This window comes from Lacrimispora sanguinis, from assembly GCF_044987295.1.
GTDB lineage: Bacteria > Bacillota > Clostridia > Lachnospirales > Lachnospiraceae > Lacrimispora > Lacrimispora celerecrescens_B.
In genome coordinates this window covers 4,824,113-4,840,808 of record NZ_CP173277.1, presented here as the reverse complement: position 1 = coordinate 4,840,808, position 16,696 = coordinate 4,824,113, and the positions used below count along the sequence as shown (strand labels likewise).

Below are 16,696 nucleotides of genomic sequence, written 5' to 3'. Positions count from 1 at the left end.
TTAAATTCTTCTTTTATTTATGAGGAATCTATAGCAGAAAACGCTGATACATGAAATTACTTGACTAATAAAAAGAAATTATGTAAAATACAATCAAGCATAGTAATCTGCTATGTTTCATAAGTCTGGCCGTTTCTGGCCTTGATTTATGTTATGTGTAGAATCACAGTCTGTTTGTGGAGGTGCGCCAACACCAATGAAGCTAAACGGACTGTGATTTTTTATTTAATCAATAACACTGTGACTGGTTATGATTATAAATCGAACATACGTTCATGTCAAGGTCTTTCGAATATATGTTCGATTCTTGTCTTTTTTATGTTATATTTGGCAAAAATATATTTTTTACCTCCGTCCCATTTCTGGCAAGTCTATTGATATCTAACTGATTTATATTATACAATGCTATATTATTAAATATATTTCCAAACTCGCAAGTTATCGACTTAGATTCATCAACATAAACGTAACATTTTCCTTTGCATACCTTTAAAAACTTCCCACCATCACGTCCATCTTCTTTAACAATTGCAACTGGTATTAAGTCAACAGGAGATTCATCTATCATTTTCTTTAGTTGATCTTTAGTTAAAAAAATTATTTTTTCTTCCATATTTTCCTCCGTTACGCACACAAGGCTATTCTAATGGCATTATTTATCTTTTCTTCTATTACACTCGAATCAATACAGCCCACATAATCTATAATTCTACTTTTATCTATTGTTCTAAGCTGCTCTGCAATAATCATAGAATCATTTAACAATCCATTTACTTCATCTTTCTCTATCCATACATGAGTTGGAAGCATACGTTTGGTTGAGGTTATAGGTATAATGGTAATTATATCTGAGCATTTATTACCAATATCATTAGAAACCACTAAACATGGTCTGATTTTATTTTCTTCTCTTCCAACACCGCCACTTAGATTAACACGGAAGATTTCCATCCTTTTAATTTCCATACGCTACCTCCTTTCCGTTACTTATGTACGGTATTAACTTTTATATTACATATAATACCATCTTAACATTGTACTGTCAATAGTATATTGTTAAAAATGTATTTTATTATACTACAATATGTGATATAGTATATAATGTTAAAAGTACACGTTAAAGAACACACTCTCAACAATACAATTAGGGGGCAGAGCAATATGCGATTAAATTTAAAAAAGTTAGTAGACGAAAAATTCCCGCATAACACCAGCGCACGACTTGGAGAAACTAATATTAATCAATTTGCGAAATCCATAGGAATAGGACGAGATGCTGCCGAAAAAATTTACGAAGGCGAAACAACTCGCATCTCATTTGATACTCTTGAGGCGATTTGTCGCGAGTTAGAATGTACCCCTAACGACATTATCGTTTCTGATGATCCTACCGTTAGTCGATTACTCTTATATGTTGACAAAATGCAACAGGACGTAAAGAAAGACGATAGTAAATAAATCTATCGTCTTTCTCTCATATTGATGAAACAGTTCTTTTAAGAAACATTTATTACTAAAATAATTATAGGCGATGTAAAAATTTTAATTAATCTTTATTTGTTTTAATTTAATATCCCTAACTCTTCTGACTTAATATATTCGCATAGAATAGGTGCATATTCAAAATGACCGCTATATCTGTTATATTTAAAATCATCATTTTTAAAATTTGCTTCAATAATAGAAAATTTTCTCTTAAATGATTCAACACTATGTCCAAAGATGGAGGCAGTTTCACTTAGATGTTCTTTTGATTGTAATCTTATAGAAAATTTTCTCATCATAGCATTATAATTATCATATACATATGTTAACGGGAACCAATGCCATGAAGCCTTACAATTAGCAAAAATAGATGCATTATAGCATAATTCATCGGCAAATATAAAATCATTTTTCGAACATATTTCTGTATTTATATTATCTATCCAATACTGCGCTGTTCCTGAATGGTATTTTTTATTATCTCGTTTGTTCATTGCATTATCTAAGTGCTCATTATTATAGTATATCGCAGTAAAACTTTGTGTGGGATTTTGAAAATCATAAGTAAAGTAAGTTTTATTTAATGTATAAGAAAGTGCTTCATAGTTTTTACTTTTGTAGTAAATTGCTATAACATAAATAAAAAGTTCATGTAAGAGTGTTTTTCGAATATCATTTATAATTCCATATTCTCTAATTAAGATTTCATGTATTTCTTCAAATTTTGTTGCAACTAATTTTTCTCCATCGTCGACGAATGATATGTGACGCATTAATAATATAAACTCATCACGTATAGTTTTTGTTTCTTCGTATAAGGCGATGTATGCATCGTAGCCCATTTCGCCCTGAAAGGTTTCTTCTTTTTTGAATTCAAGAATTTTATTCTTTAGATCTGAAAGGTATGACTCTAGCTGCTCTTTTTTAACGATGTTGGCCAAATTACTCTTTAATACACTGTATGAATTTCTAACTTTCACACCAACTGTTGCAGTAGTTTCAAGCCAAGCTGGTCTATTGCCAAGCTCTGGTTTTTTCACGATTTCTATTCCGTACAGCCTTTTTACAAGTCTTTGATATTCTGTATCATAACGATCACCGTCAGACAAATCAAAATGAAGCAACCCTTTTAAATATGTAGGTTTGGGTACTTCTCCATTTTCTCCCACTTCAAAAACAACCGGCAAGAACTTCTCCTGTTCCACTCTATTGTAAATCTCTGGTGAAATAATTTGCGTTTCAGTTCCAACCCCACCGCTTCTCTCATTTGCCTTTTTCTCATAATTGGGGCTAAGGAGTATTAAAACATTGTTGATACTCGAGTCATTTACGCATTGTTCCATAAACTTGTAAGTATCATTACCCTCTTTTAGTGACCACCTATCATATATAACATCTATACCATCATTTACTAAATCTGTCGCAAATGACAATACCTTTTCCTGGAATTCTTCTGAACCCCATGCATATGAAATAAAAACCTTTGGATTCTCAGTAGTAGGTTTACTCATTTTTTACCCCCTAAATAATAAAGTTGTTTAGAAATTAACCATTTATTTTATGAACTTTCTTTCCTCCATTCTACCACATTACTTTCCGTATATAAACGACATTCTCTGTTTTCCAGCCTCAATATTTTTCTTTTCCAAACATGCATATCTTTCTGTAATTCGTAGATCACTATGACCAAGCTGACTTGATACCTCCAATAATGCTTGGCTTTTATCCGGTGCATTTGTAATATACTGATAGGCCATTGTTTTTCTAAGCCCATGAGTCCCTATCTTCTGCTTAATACCGGCATCTTTTCTTACGGTCTCCATTATCTTCCACCACTCTTTCGGGTTAATGCTCCCGCCCTTTTGACTTCTAAAGATGTAGGTATCAAATTCCTGCTCCGAATCATAGTTATTCAACCAAGACAACCAATCAGATAGTACTATTTCAAAATCATCGTTCCAGGATAGTTCAATGTGTTTGGCCTTGACGATTTCTCCACTATCATCTCTCTTAATCGTTTTTTCAGGTACATAATCAGCCGATGTTTTGTAATCCCAATTTTTATCGAAAATGTCAGACCATTTAAGAGAACAAAAGTCTCCACCTCGTAGGCCGACATTGATGGCACAAACAAACATCGTAAGGTTTCGTCTAGCGATTTTCTCTTTAGAAAGAGAAGCGGCGTTTTCAATTCTGTCTTGGAATATCTTATATATTGCAATGATATCATCACGTTCGTATAAACACTCCATTTTTGTAGATTCTCTTGTACCTACCTTTTGCTTAGAACCATAACGCAAATCTGGTGTTCCATCCGCTTTAATATGAGGATACTGGATCACTTCTGCACTCCTATTTTCCATTATACAACGACTTTCCTGCATAGCTGACATATTGACTACCTCCTTATATTCACCGCCTTATAAGCACTATAAAAGGCACCGGATTATTATTCTCCAATGCCCTATGTAGTACTTACAAATTAATTCTAATTAATATTTGTACAGTTCTAATCTTTCTTTGCATTTAATTATTTCTTCTTTACTGAATAATGCTTGATATTTCGACATGACCACATAATATTCAACAGTCAGATTTAATTTGCGGATTGTAGCCAATTTTAGAAATGTATCGGTTGGTTCATTCATAATCAGCCTTTTAACTACTTCAACAGAATCACCATCAGTCAACATTTGTATGAATCTCGATGGATTATGGCTGGCATTTTTTATTTCTATACAAAGCCGCCTCATATCTTCAGTAAACTGCCTTTTTAGTTCCTCCATCAAATCCCCCTCCCTTTGAAAACCTAGTTTCATTCATCTAATATTGATTCCAATTCATCAATAACCTGCTCGTAGATTAAGTACGCTCCATTTGAATCATAGGTATCTTTTGATTTCTGTTCATATTGCTTTAGCAATTTTTCAATCTGCTGACGATACCATTCAGGTTTAGCTCTATTCATCTTCTTAATAGATTCCTCGTCACACAATATTTTTTCGTAGTTGCCTTTGACTATCATTTTTAAAGATATTATTGCCTTATTTGCATCACTCTCGTTAAGTGCCTTTGCTGAAAATATATCCCCATTAAAAACCGGAGTACTACCAATCCAGTTCACAAAATACCTCTCATTGCTATCTTTAATTATGTACATATTATGCCCCTCCATGTGAACCTTTGATATCAACTGATCCTATCAATAATACCCACGATCTCTTTTTCATACATCACTTTTCCAATATCTGTACTTGCGCAATACGGATTATTAAAATGTTTTGACATCTCCTCTAATAATCTCAGCTTATATTTTTTTATCTCTTCGTCGACAATTGCACCAACCGCTATGTCAAGACTCTCGTTTTGCATATATTTTCCCATATAATTTTAACACTCCTCTTATATGAATCTTAGATTTCATTAACCTTTTCAAAGTAATCGTTTGCCATCTTACTATCAAAGTCACATATAGCCTTCCCATCATACATAATAGTAAGCGATCTATTCCAATCATCTAAATAACATGTGAGTCCTTTTTTAAGAGTAGTATTTCCCTTATCATATTCCCATGTATCTTCTGTGTTCAGATCTTTAATAAGCCTATATCTTTCTTGCACTAAAACACTTCCTTCCTCAACCAAACTCAAATTTCATCTTCTATATTAATAAGCTTGCCACAATATATAACTTCCGTCCAATAATTCTGACGCAAATAAATCTATCTTTATTTGGACTGACCTTAAATAATTTTCTTTTCCATATTCTTCACGAAGTGTCTCTTCTTCCTTTATTTGCATTAAAATATCTTCCCTTGATAAATTATATGTATTCATTACATAGTTAATCATAATCTCTTCATTTTTAAAAAGAAAAGTATAAGTATATACATCCTCTCCCATTAATTCATGAGGAATATCCCCATAAGACGATATGTCTGCAATGTCATAATTACTATTAATAAAATTTTTTCTAAAGTTTTCTAACGTCTCTTTCATAAGGTTTCCTTTCTTTTAAATTTTCACTTGACTATAGAACTATTAATCTATTGTAATTTTCCTTTTCACGTCAACTTCTACAAATTCTGATACTTCAAATTGCCCATAAAAGTCTTTCTTGTACCCATTAATCCAAGCAACGGCTTCTTCTTCTGTGTTAAACCAGTTCCATGTATTACTCTCGTCTGTAAAAGTAAGAATAACTAAAAACTTCATATAATTTTACCTCCCATCAAATAATCATTTCAATCTTTGTCTTCCGTCGATTTCAAATAAATCTTCACGTTCTGCTTCTGTTATATTCCTACGCTTTTTGTAATTTAAGTCCTGTTCATCTAGTCTAATTTCCGACATTGTTAAATCACCTTTTCTATCAAGCCATGTTTTAATTTTCATAACATTCCTCCAATTACAAACCGTTAAAACAATTTACTATGCCACATTGCCTCTTTCTTTTCGGAAACAACGCATTCTAGTGGGAGTCTGCTCCCAACCTAGGCTTCTTTTTAGCTGCTCCCAGTCGTTAGACGACATTACATGAGTTCCATGTGCTGCTTCGATAACCGCCATATACTCATTACCACAACCAAACATACCAATCAATTTATATCCATCTAAGCCATTCATATAATCTTCCTCCATTATACTATTTTCATAATACAAAAGCCACCAGATTTTCATAATCCGATGGCTGTCAGCAATGTATTCTATTCATTCATTTGTAGTGCCCGTTGTTGATTCTTTTCGTCATCTCTTTCTTTGAATATTTACTAGAATCTCTCATGATCCCGTCTAAATCTCTTGTGTTCTCGGCCGGTGTGTTTGGAGTGACGCTTTCTTTCCCCCATAGAAACAAACCTATAAGTAATCCGACAAATGCTAATGCTCCCATGATATTATCTCCTATCTCCTAGTCAACTTTATAATTATAACTTCTCAATCGCTCTTTGCTAATATTTATTTCTCTTTCAGCAAATAAATCACAAAACTCCTTGTCAATAACAAACCTCTCAGCGGTCAAATCCAGTCTATTCATCATATACAAGCGCAAAAATCCCTCGGTTGGTTCATTTTGTACCACCAATATTTTAGCAGCTTCAACACCACCATACTTATTGATCATCGAAGCAAATATCGTTGGATTGTATCCCTGTTTATTCGCCTCTCTGCAAATATAAAGCATCTTTTCATGAAATTCATTTTCGTGATCAGTCATATACCCTTCTCCTTCCTTGTTATAAAAATTTATGTAAATCATAATCCTTATTCTAAAACTCTGGTTTTAATACTTGCTACAGCCTCAAGTGATCCAAGTTCAATATTGCCTCCTTTAATCCTGTTACAAACAAACTCATTCGAAATACAATTAATAAATTGATCTTCTTTATAAAAAGTATTGTCTGTTGGATAAACAAATATTCTCGTTGTATCCAGTGCTCTAAAACTATCTATAGATAATTTAGATCTGGTCATATCACCACATAATAATCTATCTAATTTCATTTTTCCACCAGACCAATGTTGTCCTATCCGTCTCTTAATATCTGTTGAAGTTCCAATATAAATTTGACTATATTCCCCTAGTACCATTGCATAGTATCCTGGACATGAAAATTTACTCAAATCAGTGACTTCAAAAAAATCTGTAGTCTCAAGAAAATTCATTAATTCATTATTAAATTTTACTGCGTCTAATTTCTTAAAAAACTCCATGTTAAGATCATAATTCTGCATTGCTTCAACTAAGCGTTTTTCGCACCAACTCTCACTATAGACAAGCCCTTCTTCATCGGCATATATTTTTGAATATAATGCAATAATTCTTTGATTATTATCTTTTAACGCCTGGATATAATGCATATTTTTCCCATGTGTACTTTTATTTGATATAGTAGCATAATTATCACGCGTCAATCTATAGCCACGAGATTTGGATTTCATTGCAATACCAAAATGAATAACTGGTTCGTTGCTCATAGAGATTCCTCCATTTTACACTTAAGCTCTTTATCTCTTAATTATATCACGATACAATATCATATACTACTTTAAGAAATAGTTCTTTCATCAGTAAAATCTCAGTTTTCTGGTTAAAACCAGGATGTCCTAGAGCTAATTACCACCGGCAGTTCCAGCCGCTCAGGAACGTGATGGCTATCGAAATCTTAGCCCTACCAGAACGTTTCATTTATTTTAATAGTTTTAATTCTTCTTCCGCATTTTTTGCATGTTTGAAAAATAAAGCCATCTTTTCGCATCAGATCTTTATCATCTTCGAGATTATAAAACTCATGATTACAGAAATTCTTTCTTAAATTTGTAAAGATATATTTTTTAATCTGTTTCATAATATCCTCCTCAATACTCCCTTTCATCTCATAAATCCTAATTATCATAATTAAATGATTGTTCTTATGGTAATAAAATACCACCGGAAATCCAGTGGTAATCTTTCAATTGTTTCTTAACTTGTTAAACAGTTTCCAAAAGCCTGATCTGTTACAGTTTGATTTGGTTCTTAGTGAATAATATCCTTGTAAGCTATTCCCCATAATGTCATATGCCTCATCAGATATATAGATTGTTGTATCACCATATTCTTTTACCACCTTTTGATACAAACCAAGCTGCCGAGCAGGAAAATTCGCAAGTAAATCCACTTCTATAAATTCAGTCATATCATATCCTCCATTTTCATCTGCCTGTTTTAATGCAACAAATCAGCCGGTAGCATTTGACAGCTACCGGCCTAATTTTTACCATGTACTCTTTGAAATATCTCTTCTATTGGCATATAGCACAAGACAACAATATTTCCTTGTTGATAATCTTATTATTTTCTAAAACCATCTTTTCCAGTTTGGATAAATTAAATTCTTCCTTCTGAAACTTAAACTGAATCCACTCTGGTTCTCGTTCTCTATAATCCAACCAAGAGGAAGGATTTTCGTTATTAAGTACTTCTATAACAAGCTGCAATAGTCGTTCACCCGCTTGCTTTGACTTAACGAATCCACTTAGATCATATCCCAATCCCCTTGGACTCCAATATTCACCATATTCCGGGCGAACATCTGGTATTCCATAATTCCACTTAGGAATGCCTCTTCTTGGGTGCGAAATTAATTTAGGGTATTCCATAATATCTTTACCATTGTTATCTTGTCTGCCAGTCCCAAAACCAACAGATGATTCCGTTATTCCATCGGCAAATATTTGATAATGTAGACCACATGATCTACATGTTCCTGCTGGTTGATTTCCCATATAGGAGGCATCCCTTCTCCATCTATCACATCCAAAATTAGGACATCCGTATTTTTCTTCTTCTCTATAATTTACTGCTAACATAATCTCCTCCATTTATTATAAAATCGCGCTTTACTGTGTCTCTGGATACAATATATAACAAAATGCCATAACATCATCTACCGGATTGATCACAACATAATAAAATGTTCTTCCATTCCATTCACATTTCAATACATCATTCGGCTTTGTTGCAATATTTACATGTACAAAGCTATCCCCTATTCCATATTTCTGCTCTGAATCAATACCTATGAGCTGCTTAATCTCAGTGTCATCACCATCTTTTTGAATCCATACCATGTCCTCATCTCTTAAGGTTTTTACATACTCCATCTTATATTCACTCATACTTCTTTCTCCTTTAATCTACGCCTCATTTAATTCAACAGCAGCACCTTCACAGTCTCTAAATCTTAGCGTTCCTTCCGCTATCATCTCATACATAGCTGCTCTAAACTCAGAATCTTCTCTTATAATTTGCATATTCAGCGGAAGAAAATCTTCCTGTAATATTAAATGAATAACTTCTTTTCTTTTGTCATCTCTACGATCTCCCATATACTTTTCTCCCATTAAATCAGCAATCTATTCCCATACTTTTAAGAAGTTGCATATATTCTTCATGTTTTTTAATTACATCGTTTTTATCTTCTTCATCTGTTGACTCATAAAACATTGTATACCCGCTTTGACCTGTTAATTTATACCCGTCCATTTCTAGTCTTTTTGCTTTTTTCACAAGGGCTTCTTCACTCATACCCATGTCTAATTCTAAAAATTCTACTTTTGACATTGTAATTTCCTCCTGTATTATCAAATGAAAGCATACTTCTATCGATTGTATTCGTAAGCAAACAGTTTCTTTGCCTCTACGTTTCCCACAATCCATCTATTTTTACAGTTCTATGATTTATGAATCTTATTTTAATTGTTCCACCATATCCATATGATTCTTCACAATCTTCGTTGGTACACACCGGAAGAAATTCATATGATCCAGGTTCTCCATAAAACCCGCAACTACCAATTGCAACCTTATTTCCACAACGTGGGCACTTTCCTTTTACTTTAATATATTTCCAATTTTTGTTTGTAATTTCTAACATAATAACCTCCCATACCTCATCTATTAACTACACATCTCAATAAAATCATCAGTGCTCATCATACCTTCCCACCAGCAAACAATCGTTGGACGTTCCTCTGATCCGTTTAAATAACCCTTAAGCTGACCTTCAAAGTATCTAAGCATATCATCATCAAACACTACCTTCAGCTTGTCAAAGTCCTTGCACTGTTCTAATTCTCCATATCCCATACAAAACACCTCCTATTTTAAATCTACCGCTAATTATGTGCGGTTAGTGACCTATGCCAGATCAACCACTAATTATCTATGGTAAGCAGCAATCACTTTCTGACTGCCGGGAATGCCTTGTTTGCCTTTGACAGCTACGGTCTATCCTTCCGGATCACCGACAAGGCTATGTATTAAGCACTTAATAAAGCCCTATGTAATTTAAGAATTTCTGAAAAGTCATCGCATGTTGTTATGTACTGTTCTCCAAAGTAAATATTGATTTGTCCATTTTCTGTCCGTTCGTATCTAAACCTTGCCTTACTCATGTCTTAATCCTCCTGTCTTTACGAATAAAGCTGCGCTTACAATTATCAACAAAGCCGTCAATGTCCAATTTCCGTCCTGGTCTGGCAGCATATAGAGCACAAAAAAAGAAAGCAATAATAAAATGCTTCCTACGATTCGATTCCATATTATGAAATTTCGTCTTTGTTTTCGCTTTTCAATGCGTCGATAGCTATATGGGCAGCTATAATCACTTGTCGTATCTCTTACCAAATTCATCATAATTCCCTCCCCTTTTATGCTCTCCTCTGCAAGTCAAACGAGAAATAGCATACCCTATTAACGCTCCTATAGAAAAACTTCTTATTAAAATATAAAACGATTCCATACATCCTCCTTAGCTATAAAATGTGCATCTCAATCTAAGTCAATGATTTTACCAAAAGTTATTGATTGATTTTTTATAATCGCGTCTTCTTGTCTGACTTCTGTATTAGTTGCAATTGCTATGCAATCATCGTCATTCGGAAAATTTTTATTAATAGCGTCAATAATTTCTCTTTTTGTGAGTCTTCTGGTTGTATTTGCACCAATGCTAAAATACGTTCTTAATTGATTTTTCATTTTATTTCCTCCTAAATCCCGTTTGTATATTCAGTTATAAGATTCATTAAATCATTTTTATCGTCTTCTCCAAGCTCTAACAGGCTGACATCTCCATAATATGAATCAATATAATTGAATAGATCATATGATGGAGATATTCCTGTAATATCTCTGATATTTACCATTTTATCTACTTCCAGAATACTATCACCATGTTTAGCAGCTTCTAATGCCAGACTTAAATTAAACAGAATATAATCGCTATAGCCTTCAGCGTGTAATTTTCCTACACAATATTTTAATAATTCATTCATTTTAAATCCTCCTATAAATCCTGTCTTTCATGTAGCTACTTGATTATTCCATGCTTTCTTTCAAACGCAAGCATTTCAATAATTGCATCTTCAAATTCTTTATCAGTCTTTTCATTTTTGGTTACACTGACAGTATAGCTTCGTCTTCTAACAATTTCTTGTAGAACATCATATTCTAACTTTTCATCTATAGTAAGACCTAAATGTGAGGCTTCGCACTCTCTTATCTCATCAGCATTTCTTGATTCTCTGCTACACTTTTCACATATATACGTAACATATTGTTTCATGATATTCGCCTTCTTCCTTTTAGATAAAATCTATTTTTTATTTGCATCTAAAATGTGATAACATCATTTCACCAACACGTCTGTTTTTCGCATCATAAACAGTGCCATAAGAATCACCTTCTCTGTCAATCCAAATAGATAGACGGTCAATCATGTATTCATGATCAACTTTAATTTGGTCTGGCACTGATTCCCTAATTGAAATACAAATAACTGGTAAATAAGAAATTTTAACATCCATTATTACTTTCCTCCAATCAAATTACAATTTTATTTGCTTAATATTTCTATAAAACTTCATTTTAAATCTAAAGATTCGTATAAAAACCTTCCAATCACTATCATTGGAAGGTTTAACTACATTTAAAGACCCTATGTTAAAAGGCAGTTACATGCTACAATTCAATTCGAGAACTATTTGATGTCTAAATACTCGATTGCTTTATCTGTAAATAATACTCCATCTAAATGATCAGTTTCATGACATAGACACTTTGCAAGTTCATCAAAAGCCTCAATTGTAATGGCTTCTCCATTTTCATTAAGTGCCTTAACCAATACTCTTTTGGGTCTCCGCACTCTACCCCATATACCAGGACAACTTAAGCATCCCTCAATAACCAGTTGTTCTCCTTCAGATTCAACAATTTGGGGATTAACTAACTTTAATAAGCCTTGACCCATATCAATTACAACTAAACGGCGTAATATTCCGACTTGACATGCGGCTAATCCACCTCCATTTTCTGTGCTATACATTGTTTCTGCCATATCGCCAAGAATTTCTCTGATACGATCATCAACCATATCAACAGGTTTGCTTACTTTACGTAAAACATGATCATCAAACAGTCGAATTTCTCTTAGTGCCATCTGTAAACCTCCTACTGATATCCGCACGGGATTTTCGTTCACTTTCTTCAAATAAGAATACACTTTCAATCGGCACATTGAATACTTGTGCTATATCATACGCAAGCCATATTGAAGGCTCATTTTTTTCTGTTTCAATTGCATTTATAGCCTGTCTTGAAGTTCCGACTTTTTCACCCAATTGCTCTTGAGTCATACCCAATGCCTCTCGTAATTGACGAACCTTATTTTTCATTAAGTTTATTCCACCTTCTTATATGTAATGTTAACCTTACATTCAGATTTTATCACAATAAAATAGCCCTGTCAACTTAACCTTACATATTTTGAAAAATATAATTTGATCTATAAATCTAACTCCACCTCGTTTGGATTGTCTTCACAGTCCGACGGCAAATAACTAACTCCACCAACATAATTTTTACTGTTCATTTTCGCCTAGTGAAACCGTATCAGTTACAAGCCCCTTTGCCTTCGCAGCATTCACGATAAGGCTTATTAAACCATTACTGATAATTTTCAGTTCTTTATTTGTAAACTTCTCCATTACAATCTCCTTCTTAATTTTGAGCATAATAAAAGCAACCAGGTATATATTCTCCGATTGCTCACCATCAAACGTGCATTTTATCCTAATACCCAACTGGATAACTTTTCATTCCACCCTGAAATAAATATCCGTATTTCTGTTGATCCTTTAACCATTCCTCTTTAGTTGCTACCTTATCAATTAAAAATTCAACGTCCTTTCCTTCTGGTAAATTATCAAATAATCTTACTGCAAGTTCCAATGCTTCTTTTTCGTCATATCCTTTTTTCTGAATAAGTATTCCAGCTTTAAGAACATTGTTATATGTTTTTCTTTTCATAAAATCAACCTCCATTTAGCAAATAAAACTTACTTTTTATCGACTTTTATGCTGTCTTGTCTTCTAATAAGTTTATACTGCTGTTTCCGTCGAATAGATAATACTTAGTGTCACTCATTACCTTGCTATACTCTTTCTCGCCCTCAAATTCGTTTACTACAGCCTTTTCTTCTGATGTCATGTCCTTGTACTGCTTCTTACCATAAGAAGGAGGAAGCCAGCCTTTTTTCTGTGAACCGAAAATATTGAACTTCTTTAATAGTTCTGGATTAGTAAATGTAATATGGCAGGTTCCCTTTTTATAAAATGTTATGTTGAAATACTTTAGAGTGATATTCCTTGTCTCACCGTACTCCTGTGAGAATTCCAATGTTTCTTTTAAGTCAATAGCATCAGTTAATCCACCGTCAAGATAATTGAAGCACTTTTCGATATCCTGTAATTTTCTTACGATCTTATAATCGTTTATTCTAAACTGATTCCATATTGAATCCCAACTTGAAAGGGGTATTATGACCTTTTCATTAATGAACCAACTTTTGTTTGTCTTCCAACCATTATAATAATGAATATTGCTTGATGTGTCTTTATCCCAATAATACTTATGACTTAATTCATCAAATAAAGATATGATAGTTTCCTCTACTCCAGAAACGACTTTCTTCTGCATCTCTATTTTCAATTCATAAATGTTATATAAAGAAAAATCATAGTCTTTTAAATCTTCAAGCCTATTATAAAAATCTTGTTGTAAGTTTTCCGTTAGCTGTCCTATGAATTTTTCATTATGAAATAATGCTGTCCAATATTTCCCTCGTACTTCCCTAATAAATCCATTTACTGATAATTTATTGCTGTATTTATCCCTATTTGTCGATAAATCAAGGCTAAGAATGCAACCGCCTTTCTGTATTGTTTCGCCCGTCTCTTCATCTTTTCCAAAAGAAGTCATTATTAAAGGATACATTGCATTATATTCTTTAATCAGTTTTATACCTGCTTCTACCTCTAAATTATATTGACTTACAATGGATTTGAATAAGTCATTTTCTGCTAGATATGCGTTTTCTGTCTGCTCGTATTCTTGTTGTTCTTTAGTCATCTTAAGTCCATCAAAGATAAACGATTGTCTTTTGACCTCTGGAAGCTGTACCTTAATTAACGCTACTTCAACATCTGTCTTTCGTTCTGCGTCCGTAAAGGCATTTTTTATATATTCAATACCTGCGCCGTATTCCTCTAATAGTCTAGCAAGCATTACCCTATCATTGTTACACTGGTTTCTAAGTGTTTCCGCATTAAGAAGACAAACGACAGCACCGCCGTTTCTCTTCTGCATTTCCAAGGCTTTTAAAAGGTGTTTGCAGCCATTAGAGAAAGGAGGATTCATAATAATAAGGTCGTATTCCTTCATCGTGTCATAGGTCAAGAAATCGTTGTGTACAAGACGATAGCCCTTCCCCTTAAGAATAAGTCGTAAGTTTTCGTCCCGCTCTATACAATCAATATCAAAGGAAACCTTCTGCCAACGGTCGGACATCGACTCCTCTTTTTTCTTAATCTTTTCTATTATGTCACCTTTACCGGCTTCTGGTTCTAAAATACTTTTAATCCTATTAAAATCCAAAGAAAAGAGCATTTTTTCAATAAGATGCCCTGGCGTTGGGTAAAAATCTGCATTCGATGTAAACATTGTTTTCTTCTCCTATATAATTAATTTTTCTGTTGGATCATATTTAAAAATAAACCCGTCCTTCAAGCTGCTATGATATCCTTGTATTTTTGCAAGATTCCGTTTGACTTCTGAAAAATTATCCTTTGATAATTCATTTTTGACTTTTACCAAATAGATGATCTTTCCTGATGGGCTTTTATCTTCCGTAATATCGTATTCAATGACGAGTTTCTGTTTCTCTGGTTCCCTGTTTTCTTCCTGGTTACCTTCTGTTTGATCGTCCGTTTTCGTGGCCGATTCGTTATTCAATAAATCACTTGGATTCTCTTTAAAAATAAATCCATGTTTAAATCGTGAATAATATCCGCCGATATCTCCCATATACTTATTTAACTCCTTGTATTCCTCACGACTTAAAGAATCCTTTACTTTTACAACCCATATATTTGAACTGTCTCTTGTGTCGACATCTTCTAGTATCTCATAGGTATAAATATTGCTATCGGTTTCTTTCTTCTGCTGTTCCTCCGTTTCTTCGGCTCTGGTACTTTTTGATGTAGTAACTTTCTTTTTAGATACCTTTTCTACTTCATAAGGTACTTTCACTTCCTGTATTTCACAGAAAGAAATAAGTCCTTGTTCTACCCATTTAAGGAACTTATCTCCAAAGGTTCCCCAACGGTTATTTTGACTAGCTGATCCGGTGCATTCTTTTGTCAATTTTCCGTTTAGTTTGTAGGCTGTAAAATATGATCCTCTTTCGGTCTTGTTCTCATGAATACGGTAAACGAGTCCCCTATAACAATTATGATTAAAACTGCCTTTAAGAATAAAGCATTGTCCGTCCTTAACTTCTCCGCTTGCTGTTTCAACTGCTTTGTTTTCCTTTTTGTATTCTGTAACGGTTACTTTTTCATAAATGAAACCGTCACCCTCTCCAAGAAGTCCTCCGCACGTGGTATCTAATTTATTAATGAATTTGTCAAAATCTGTTTTGAGTTTTAAAGTTTCTTCCTGCTCTTCCATCTGGTATTTAACTGACTTTTCTAACTCTGTATCATTAAACCAACTACAACCGCCATTTGTTCTTCTTATCTGTTCTCTAATTTCATCTTCTGTTCTTTTTTTGTAGTTCTCTTTATAATAGATTCCAGAATATTTTAAAATACCATTACCCTTTGCAATAATAATGCCATCTTTCTCAATATGCCAGTTGCATTTATTTGGGTGTGCCTGATGCCCTGGTATCATACCGACAACGATATATTTCTCCTTGTTTTCTGTCGCTGCTTCGGATTTCTTCTGGAGTCTTTCAATCATCACTTTTGCGCTTGCTTCTTCTGATTCTGACGCGCCACGCTCAACGGTCATAGCTTCCAGTTTCTTTATTTTGTCCATAATGCCTCTATCTTCAGAAAAGCCAGTATAGTCATACCTTCTAATTTCTTCTGCCTCTCTGGCTCCATAAACGTCAACACAAAGAACATATCCGTTCTTTTCTGCAACACCGCCCCAAGTGGCAGGGCAATAATAGTCTATCATACTGTCCGACTCATCCGGTGAATAATTGTAAACTTTCCAACCGTCTAAAGCCATTAATCTATGCGCTATCATAACTTTTACTTCCCTATAATCATAATAATTTGACATTGTAATTACCTCCGTTATTTATTGTTTTGTTCATTTATT

General features: G+C 33.6%; 35 protein-coding genes. 1 reads left to right on the top strand and 34 read right to left on the bottom strand.

Features of this window, described 5'->3' with window-relative positions; genetic code table 11:
• Positions 1-316 precede the first annotated feature (316 nt).
• Both ACHZES_RS22560 and ACHZES_RS22555 read right to left on the bottom strand, forming a co-directional pair.
• Positions 317-613, bottom strand: a complete 297-nt coding sequence (locus ACHZES_RS22560; RefSeq protein WP_395546805.1) for a hypothetical protein — start codon at positions 611-613, stop codon at positions 317-319.
• 11 nt (positions 614-624) lie between these two features.
• A complete protein-coding gene (locus tag ACHZES_RS22555) occupies positions 625-966 on the bottom strand; it encodes a type II toxin-antitoxin system PemK/MazF family toxin (protein WP_395546804.1) in 342 nt (113 codons plus the stop codon).
• A gap of 195 nt (positions 967-1,161) precedes the next feature.
• On the opposite strand from ACHZES_RS22555, the gene ACHZES_RS22550 reads away from it, so the two are divergent.
• Positions 1,162-1,458 carry a helix-turn-helix domain-containing protein gene (locus ACHZES_RS22550; protein WP_395546803.1) on the top strand — a complete coding sequence of 99 codons (297 nt, stop codon included), beginning with the start codon at positions 1,162-1,164 and terminating at the stop codon, positions 1,456-1,458.
• Between the two features lie 104 nt (positions 1,459-1,562).
• On the opposite strand, the gene ACHZES_RS22545 is transcribed toward ACHZES_RS22550, so the two are convergent.
• The 32 genes from ACHZES_RS22545 to ACHZES_RS22390 all read right to left on the bottom strand — a co-directional run bounded on the left by ACHZES_RS22545 (position 1,563) and on the right by ACHZES_RS22390 (position 16,657).
• The gene (locus ACHZES_RS22545; RefSeq protein ID WP_395546802.1) at positions 1,563-2,996 is read right to left on the bottom strand and encodes a toll/interleukin-1 receptor domain-containing protein; all 1,434 of its coding nucleotides are present in this window, start codon (positions 2,994-2,996) and stop codon (positions 1,563-1,565) included.
• 78 nt (positions 2,997-3,074) lie between these two features.
• Entirely contained in the window at positions 3,075-3,878 is an 804-nt protein-coding gene (locus ACHZES_RS22540; RefSeq protein ID WP_395546801.1) for a tyrosine-type recombinase/integrase, read from the bottom strand.
• A gap of 99 nt (positions 3,879-3,977) precedes the next feature.
• The gene (locus ACHZES_RS22535) at positions 3,978-4,271 is read right to left on the bottom strand and encodes a hypothetical protein (RefSeq protein WP_395546800.1); all 294 of its coding nucleotides are present in this window, start codon (positions 4,269-4,271) and stop codon (positions 3,978-3,980) included.
• Between the two features lie 29 nt (positions 4,272-4,300).
• Positions 4,301-4,645 (bottom strand): hypothetical protein, encoded by a 345-nt coding sequence (locus ACHZES_RS22530; protein ID WP_395546799.1) that lies wholly within the window; start codon positions 4,643-4,645, stop codon positions 4,301-4,303.
• A gap of 29 nt (positions 4,646-4,674) precedes the next feature.
• Positions 4,675-4,869: a hypothetical protein gene (locus ACHZES_RS22525; protein ID WP_395546798.1), complete on the bottom strand. Its 195-nt coding sequence runs from the start codon at positions 4,867-4,869 to the stop codon at positions 4,675-4,677.
• 29 nt (positions 4,870-4,898) lie between these two features.
• Positions 4,899-5,135: a hypothetical protein gene (locus ACHZES_RS22520; protein WP_404820275.1), complete on the bottom strand. Its 237-nt coding sequence runs from the start codon at positions 5,133-5,135 to the stop codon at positions 4,899-4,901.
• A 15-nt stretch (positions 5,136-5,150) separates the two neighbouring features.
• Positions 5,151-5,483 carry a hypothetical protein gene (locus ACHZES_RS22515; protein ID WP_395546794.1) on the bottom strand — a complete coding sequence of 111 codons (333 nt, stop codon included), beginning with the start codon at positions 5,481-5,483 and terminating at the stop codon, positions 5,151-5,153.
• Between the two features lie 42 nt (positions 5,484-5,525).
• On the bottom strand, positions 5,526-5,699 hold the full coding sequence (locus tag ACHZES_RS22510; protein ID WP_395546792.1) for a hypothetical protein: 174 nt from the start codon (positions 5,697-5,699) through the stop codon (positions 5,526-5,528).
• Positions 5,700-5,723: 24 nt separating this feature from the next.
• Complete coding sequence (locus tag ACHZES_RS22505) at positions 5,724-5,879, bottom strand: hypothetical protein (RefSeq protein ID WP_395546790.1); 156 nt, start codon at positions 5,877-5,879, stop codon at positions 5,724-5,726.
• A 36-nt stretch (positions 5,880-5,915) separates the two neighbouring features.
• Positions 5,916-6,164 (bottom strand): hypothetical protein, encoded by a 249-nt coding sequence (locus tag ACHZES_RS22500; protein ID WP_395546789.1) that lies wholly within the window; start codon positions 6,162-6,164, stop codon positions 5,916-5,918.
• Positions 6,165-6,198: 34 nt separating this feature from the next.
• Positions 6,199-6,375, bottom strand: coding sequence for a hypothetical protein (locus ACHZES_RS22495; protein WP_395546788.1), 177 nt, complete (start codon positions 6,373-6,375; stop codon positions 6,199-6,201).
• An 18-nt stretch (positions 6,376-6,393) separates the two neighbouring features.
• On the bottom strand, positions 6,394-6,699 hold the full coding sequence (locus ACHZES_RS22490) for a hypothetical protein (RefSeq protein ID WP_395546786.1): 306 nt from the start codon (positions 6,697-6,699) through the stop codon (positions 6,394-6,396).
• A 47-nt stretch (positions 6,700-6,746) separates the two neighbouring features.
• Positions 6,747-7,460 carry a GIY-YIG nuclease family protein gene (locus ACHZES_RS22485; RefSeq protein WP_395546785.1) on the bottom strand — a complete coding sequence of 238 codons (714 nt, stop codon included), beginning with the start codon at positions 7,458-7,460 and terminating at the stop codon, positions 6,747-6,749.
• Between the two features lie 194 nt (positions 7,461-7,654).
• Entirely contained in the window at positions 7,655-7,831 is a 177-nt protein-coding gene (locus ACHZES_RS22480; RefSeq protein WP_395546784.1) for a hypothetical protein, read from the bottom strand.
• 105 nt (positions 7,832-7,936) lie between these two features.
• The gene (locus ACHZES_RS22475) at positions 7,937-8,161 is read right to left on the bottom strand and encodes a hypothetical protein (protein ID WP_395546783.1); all 225 of its coding nucleotides are present in this window, start codon (positions 8,159-8,161) and stop codon (positions 7,937-7,939) included.
• Positions 8,162-8,267: 106 nt separating this feature from the next.
• Positions 8,268-8,834: a hypothetical protein gene (locus tag ACHZES_RS22470; RefSeq protein WP_395546781.1), complete on the bottom strand. Its 567-nt coding sequence runs from the start codon at positions 8,832-8,834 to the stop codon at positions 8,268-8,270.
• A 30-nt stretch (positions 8,835-8,864) separates the two neighbouring features.
• Entirely contained in the window at positions 8,865-9,143 is a 279-nt protein-coding gene (locus tag ACHZES_RS22465) for a hypothetical protein (RefSeq protein ID WP_395546780.1), read from the bottom strand.
• Between the two features lie 18 nt (positions 9,144-9,161).
• Complete coding sequence (locus tag ACHZES_RS22460) at positions 9,162-9,353, bottom strand: hypothetical protein (RefSeq protein WP_395546779.1); 192 nt, start codon at positions 9,351-9,353, stop codon at positions 9,162-9,164.
• Between the two features lie 19 nt (positions 9,354-9,372).
• The gene (locus tag ACHZES_RS22455; RefSeq protein ID WP_395546778.1) at positions 9,373-9,588 is read right to left on the bottom strand and encodes a hypothetical protein; all 216 of its coding nucleotides are present in this window, start codon (positions 9,586-9,588) and stop codon (positions 9,373-9,375) included.
• Positions 9,589-9,664: 76 nt separating this feature from the next.
• The gene (locus ACHZES_RS22450; protein WP_395546777.1) at positions 9,665-9,901 is read right to left on the bottom strand and encodes a hypothetical protein; all 237 of its coding nucleotides are present in this window, start codon (positions 9,899-9,901) and stop codon (positions 9,665-9,667) included.
• 23 nt (positions 9,902-9,924) lie between these two features.
• Positions 9,925-10,113, bottom strand: a complete 189-nt coding sequence (locus tag ACHZES_RS22445; protein ID WP_395546776.1) for a hypothetical protein — start codon at positions 10,111-10,113, stop codon at positions 9,925-9,927.
• A gap of 173 nt (positions 10,114-10,286) precedes the next feature.
• A complete protein-coding gene (locus ACHZES_RS22440; protein ID WP_395546775.1) occupies positions 10,287-10,421 on the bottom strand; it encodes a hypothetical protein in 135 nt (44 codons plus the stop codon).
• Between the two features lie 376 nt (positions 10,422-10,797).
• The gene (locus tag ACHZES_RS22435) at positions 10,798-11,004 is read right to left on the bottom strand and encodes a hypothetical protein (protein ID WP_395546774.1); all 207 of its coding nucleotides are present in this window, start codon (positions 11,002-11,004) and stop codon (positions 10,798-10,800) included.
• Between the two features lie 11 nt (positions 11,005-11,015).
• Positions 11,016-11,300: a hypothetical protein gene (locus tag ACHZES_RS22430; protein ID WP_395546773.1), complete on the bottom strand. Its 285-nt coding sequence runs from the start codon at positions 11,298-11,300 to the stop codon at positions 11,016-11,018.
• A 35-nt stretch (positions 11,301-11,335) separates the two neighbouring features.
• The gene (locus ACHZES_RS22425; protein WP_395546772.1) at positions 11,336-11,590 is read right to left on the bottom strand and encodes a hypothetical protein; all 255 of its coding nucleotides are present in this window, start codon (positions 11,588-11,590) and stop codon (positions 11,336-11,338) included.
• Positions 11,591-11,627: 37 nt separating this feature from the next.
• Positions 11,628-11,831 carry a hypothetical protein gene (locus ACHZES_RS22420; protein WP_395546770.1) on the bottom strand — a complete coding sequence of 68 codons (204 nt, stop codon included), beginning with the start codon at positions 11,829-11,831 and terminating at the stop codon, positions 11,628-11,630.
• A gap of 173 nt (positions 11,832-12,004) precedes the next feature.
• Positions 12,005-12,463, bottom strand: a complete 459-nt coding sequence (gene def / locus ACHZES_RS22415) for a peptide deformylase (RefSeq protein ID WP_158415456.1) — start codon at positions 12,461-12,463, stop codon at positions 12,005-12,007.
• Positions 12,435-12,698 (bottom strand): helix-turn-helix transcriptional regulator, encoded by a 264-nt coding sequence (locus tag ACHZES_RS22410; protein WP_158415457.1) that lies wholly within the window; start codon positions 12,696-12,698, stop codon positions 12,435-12,437. The genes def and ACHZES_RS22410 overlap by 29 nt, the downstream gene beginning before the upstream one ends.
• Before the next feature lie 186 nt (positions 12,699-12,884).
• Positions 12,885-13,010: a hypothetical protein gene (locus tag ACHZES_RS22405; RefSeq protein ID WP_395546769.1), complete on the bottom strand. Its 126-nt coding sequence runs from the start codon at positions 13,008-13,010 to the stop codon at positions 12,885-12,887.
• A gap of 85 nt (positions 13,011-13,095) precedes the next feature.
• The gene (locus ACHZES_RS22400) at positions 13,096-13,332 is read right to left on the bottom strand and encodes a hypothetical protein (protein ID WP_395546768.1); all 237 of its coding nucleotides are present in this window, start codon (positions 13,330-13,332) and stop codon (positions 13,096-13,098) included.
• A gap of 46 nt (positions 13,333-13,378) precedes the next feature.
• Positions 13,379-15,025, bottom strand: coding sequence for a DUF4942 domain-containing protein (locus ACHZES_RS22395; protein WP_395546766.1), 1,647 nt, complete (start codon positions 15,023-15,025; stop codon positions 13,379-13,381).
• Between the two features lie 12 nt (positions 15,026-15,037).
• The gene (locus ACHZES_RS22390) at positions 15,038-16,657 is read right to left on the bottom strand and encodes a hypothetical protein (RefSeq protein WP_395546765.1); all 1,620 of its coding nucleotides are present in this window, start codon (positions 16,655-16,657) and stop codon (positions 15,038-15,040) included.
• Positions 16,658-16,696: the final 39 nt, after the last annotated feature.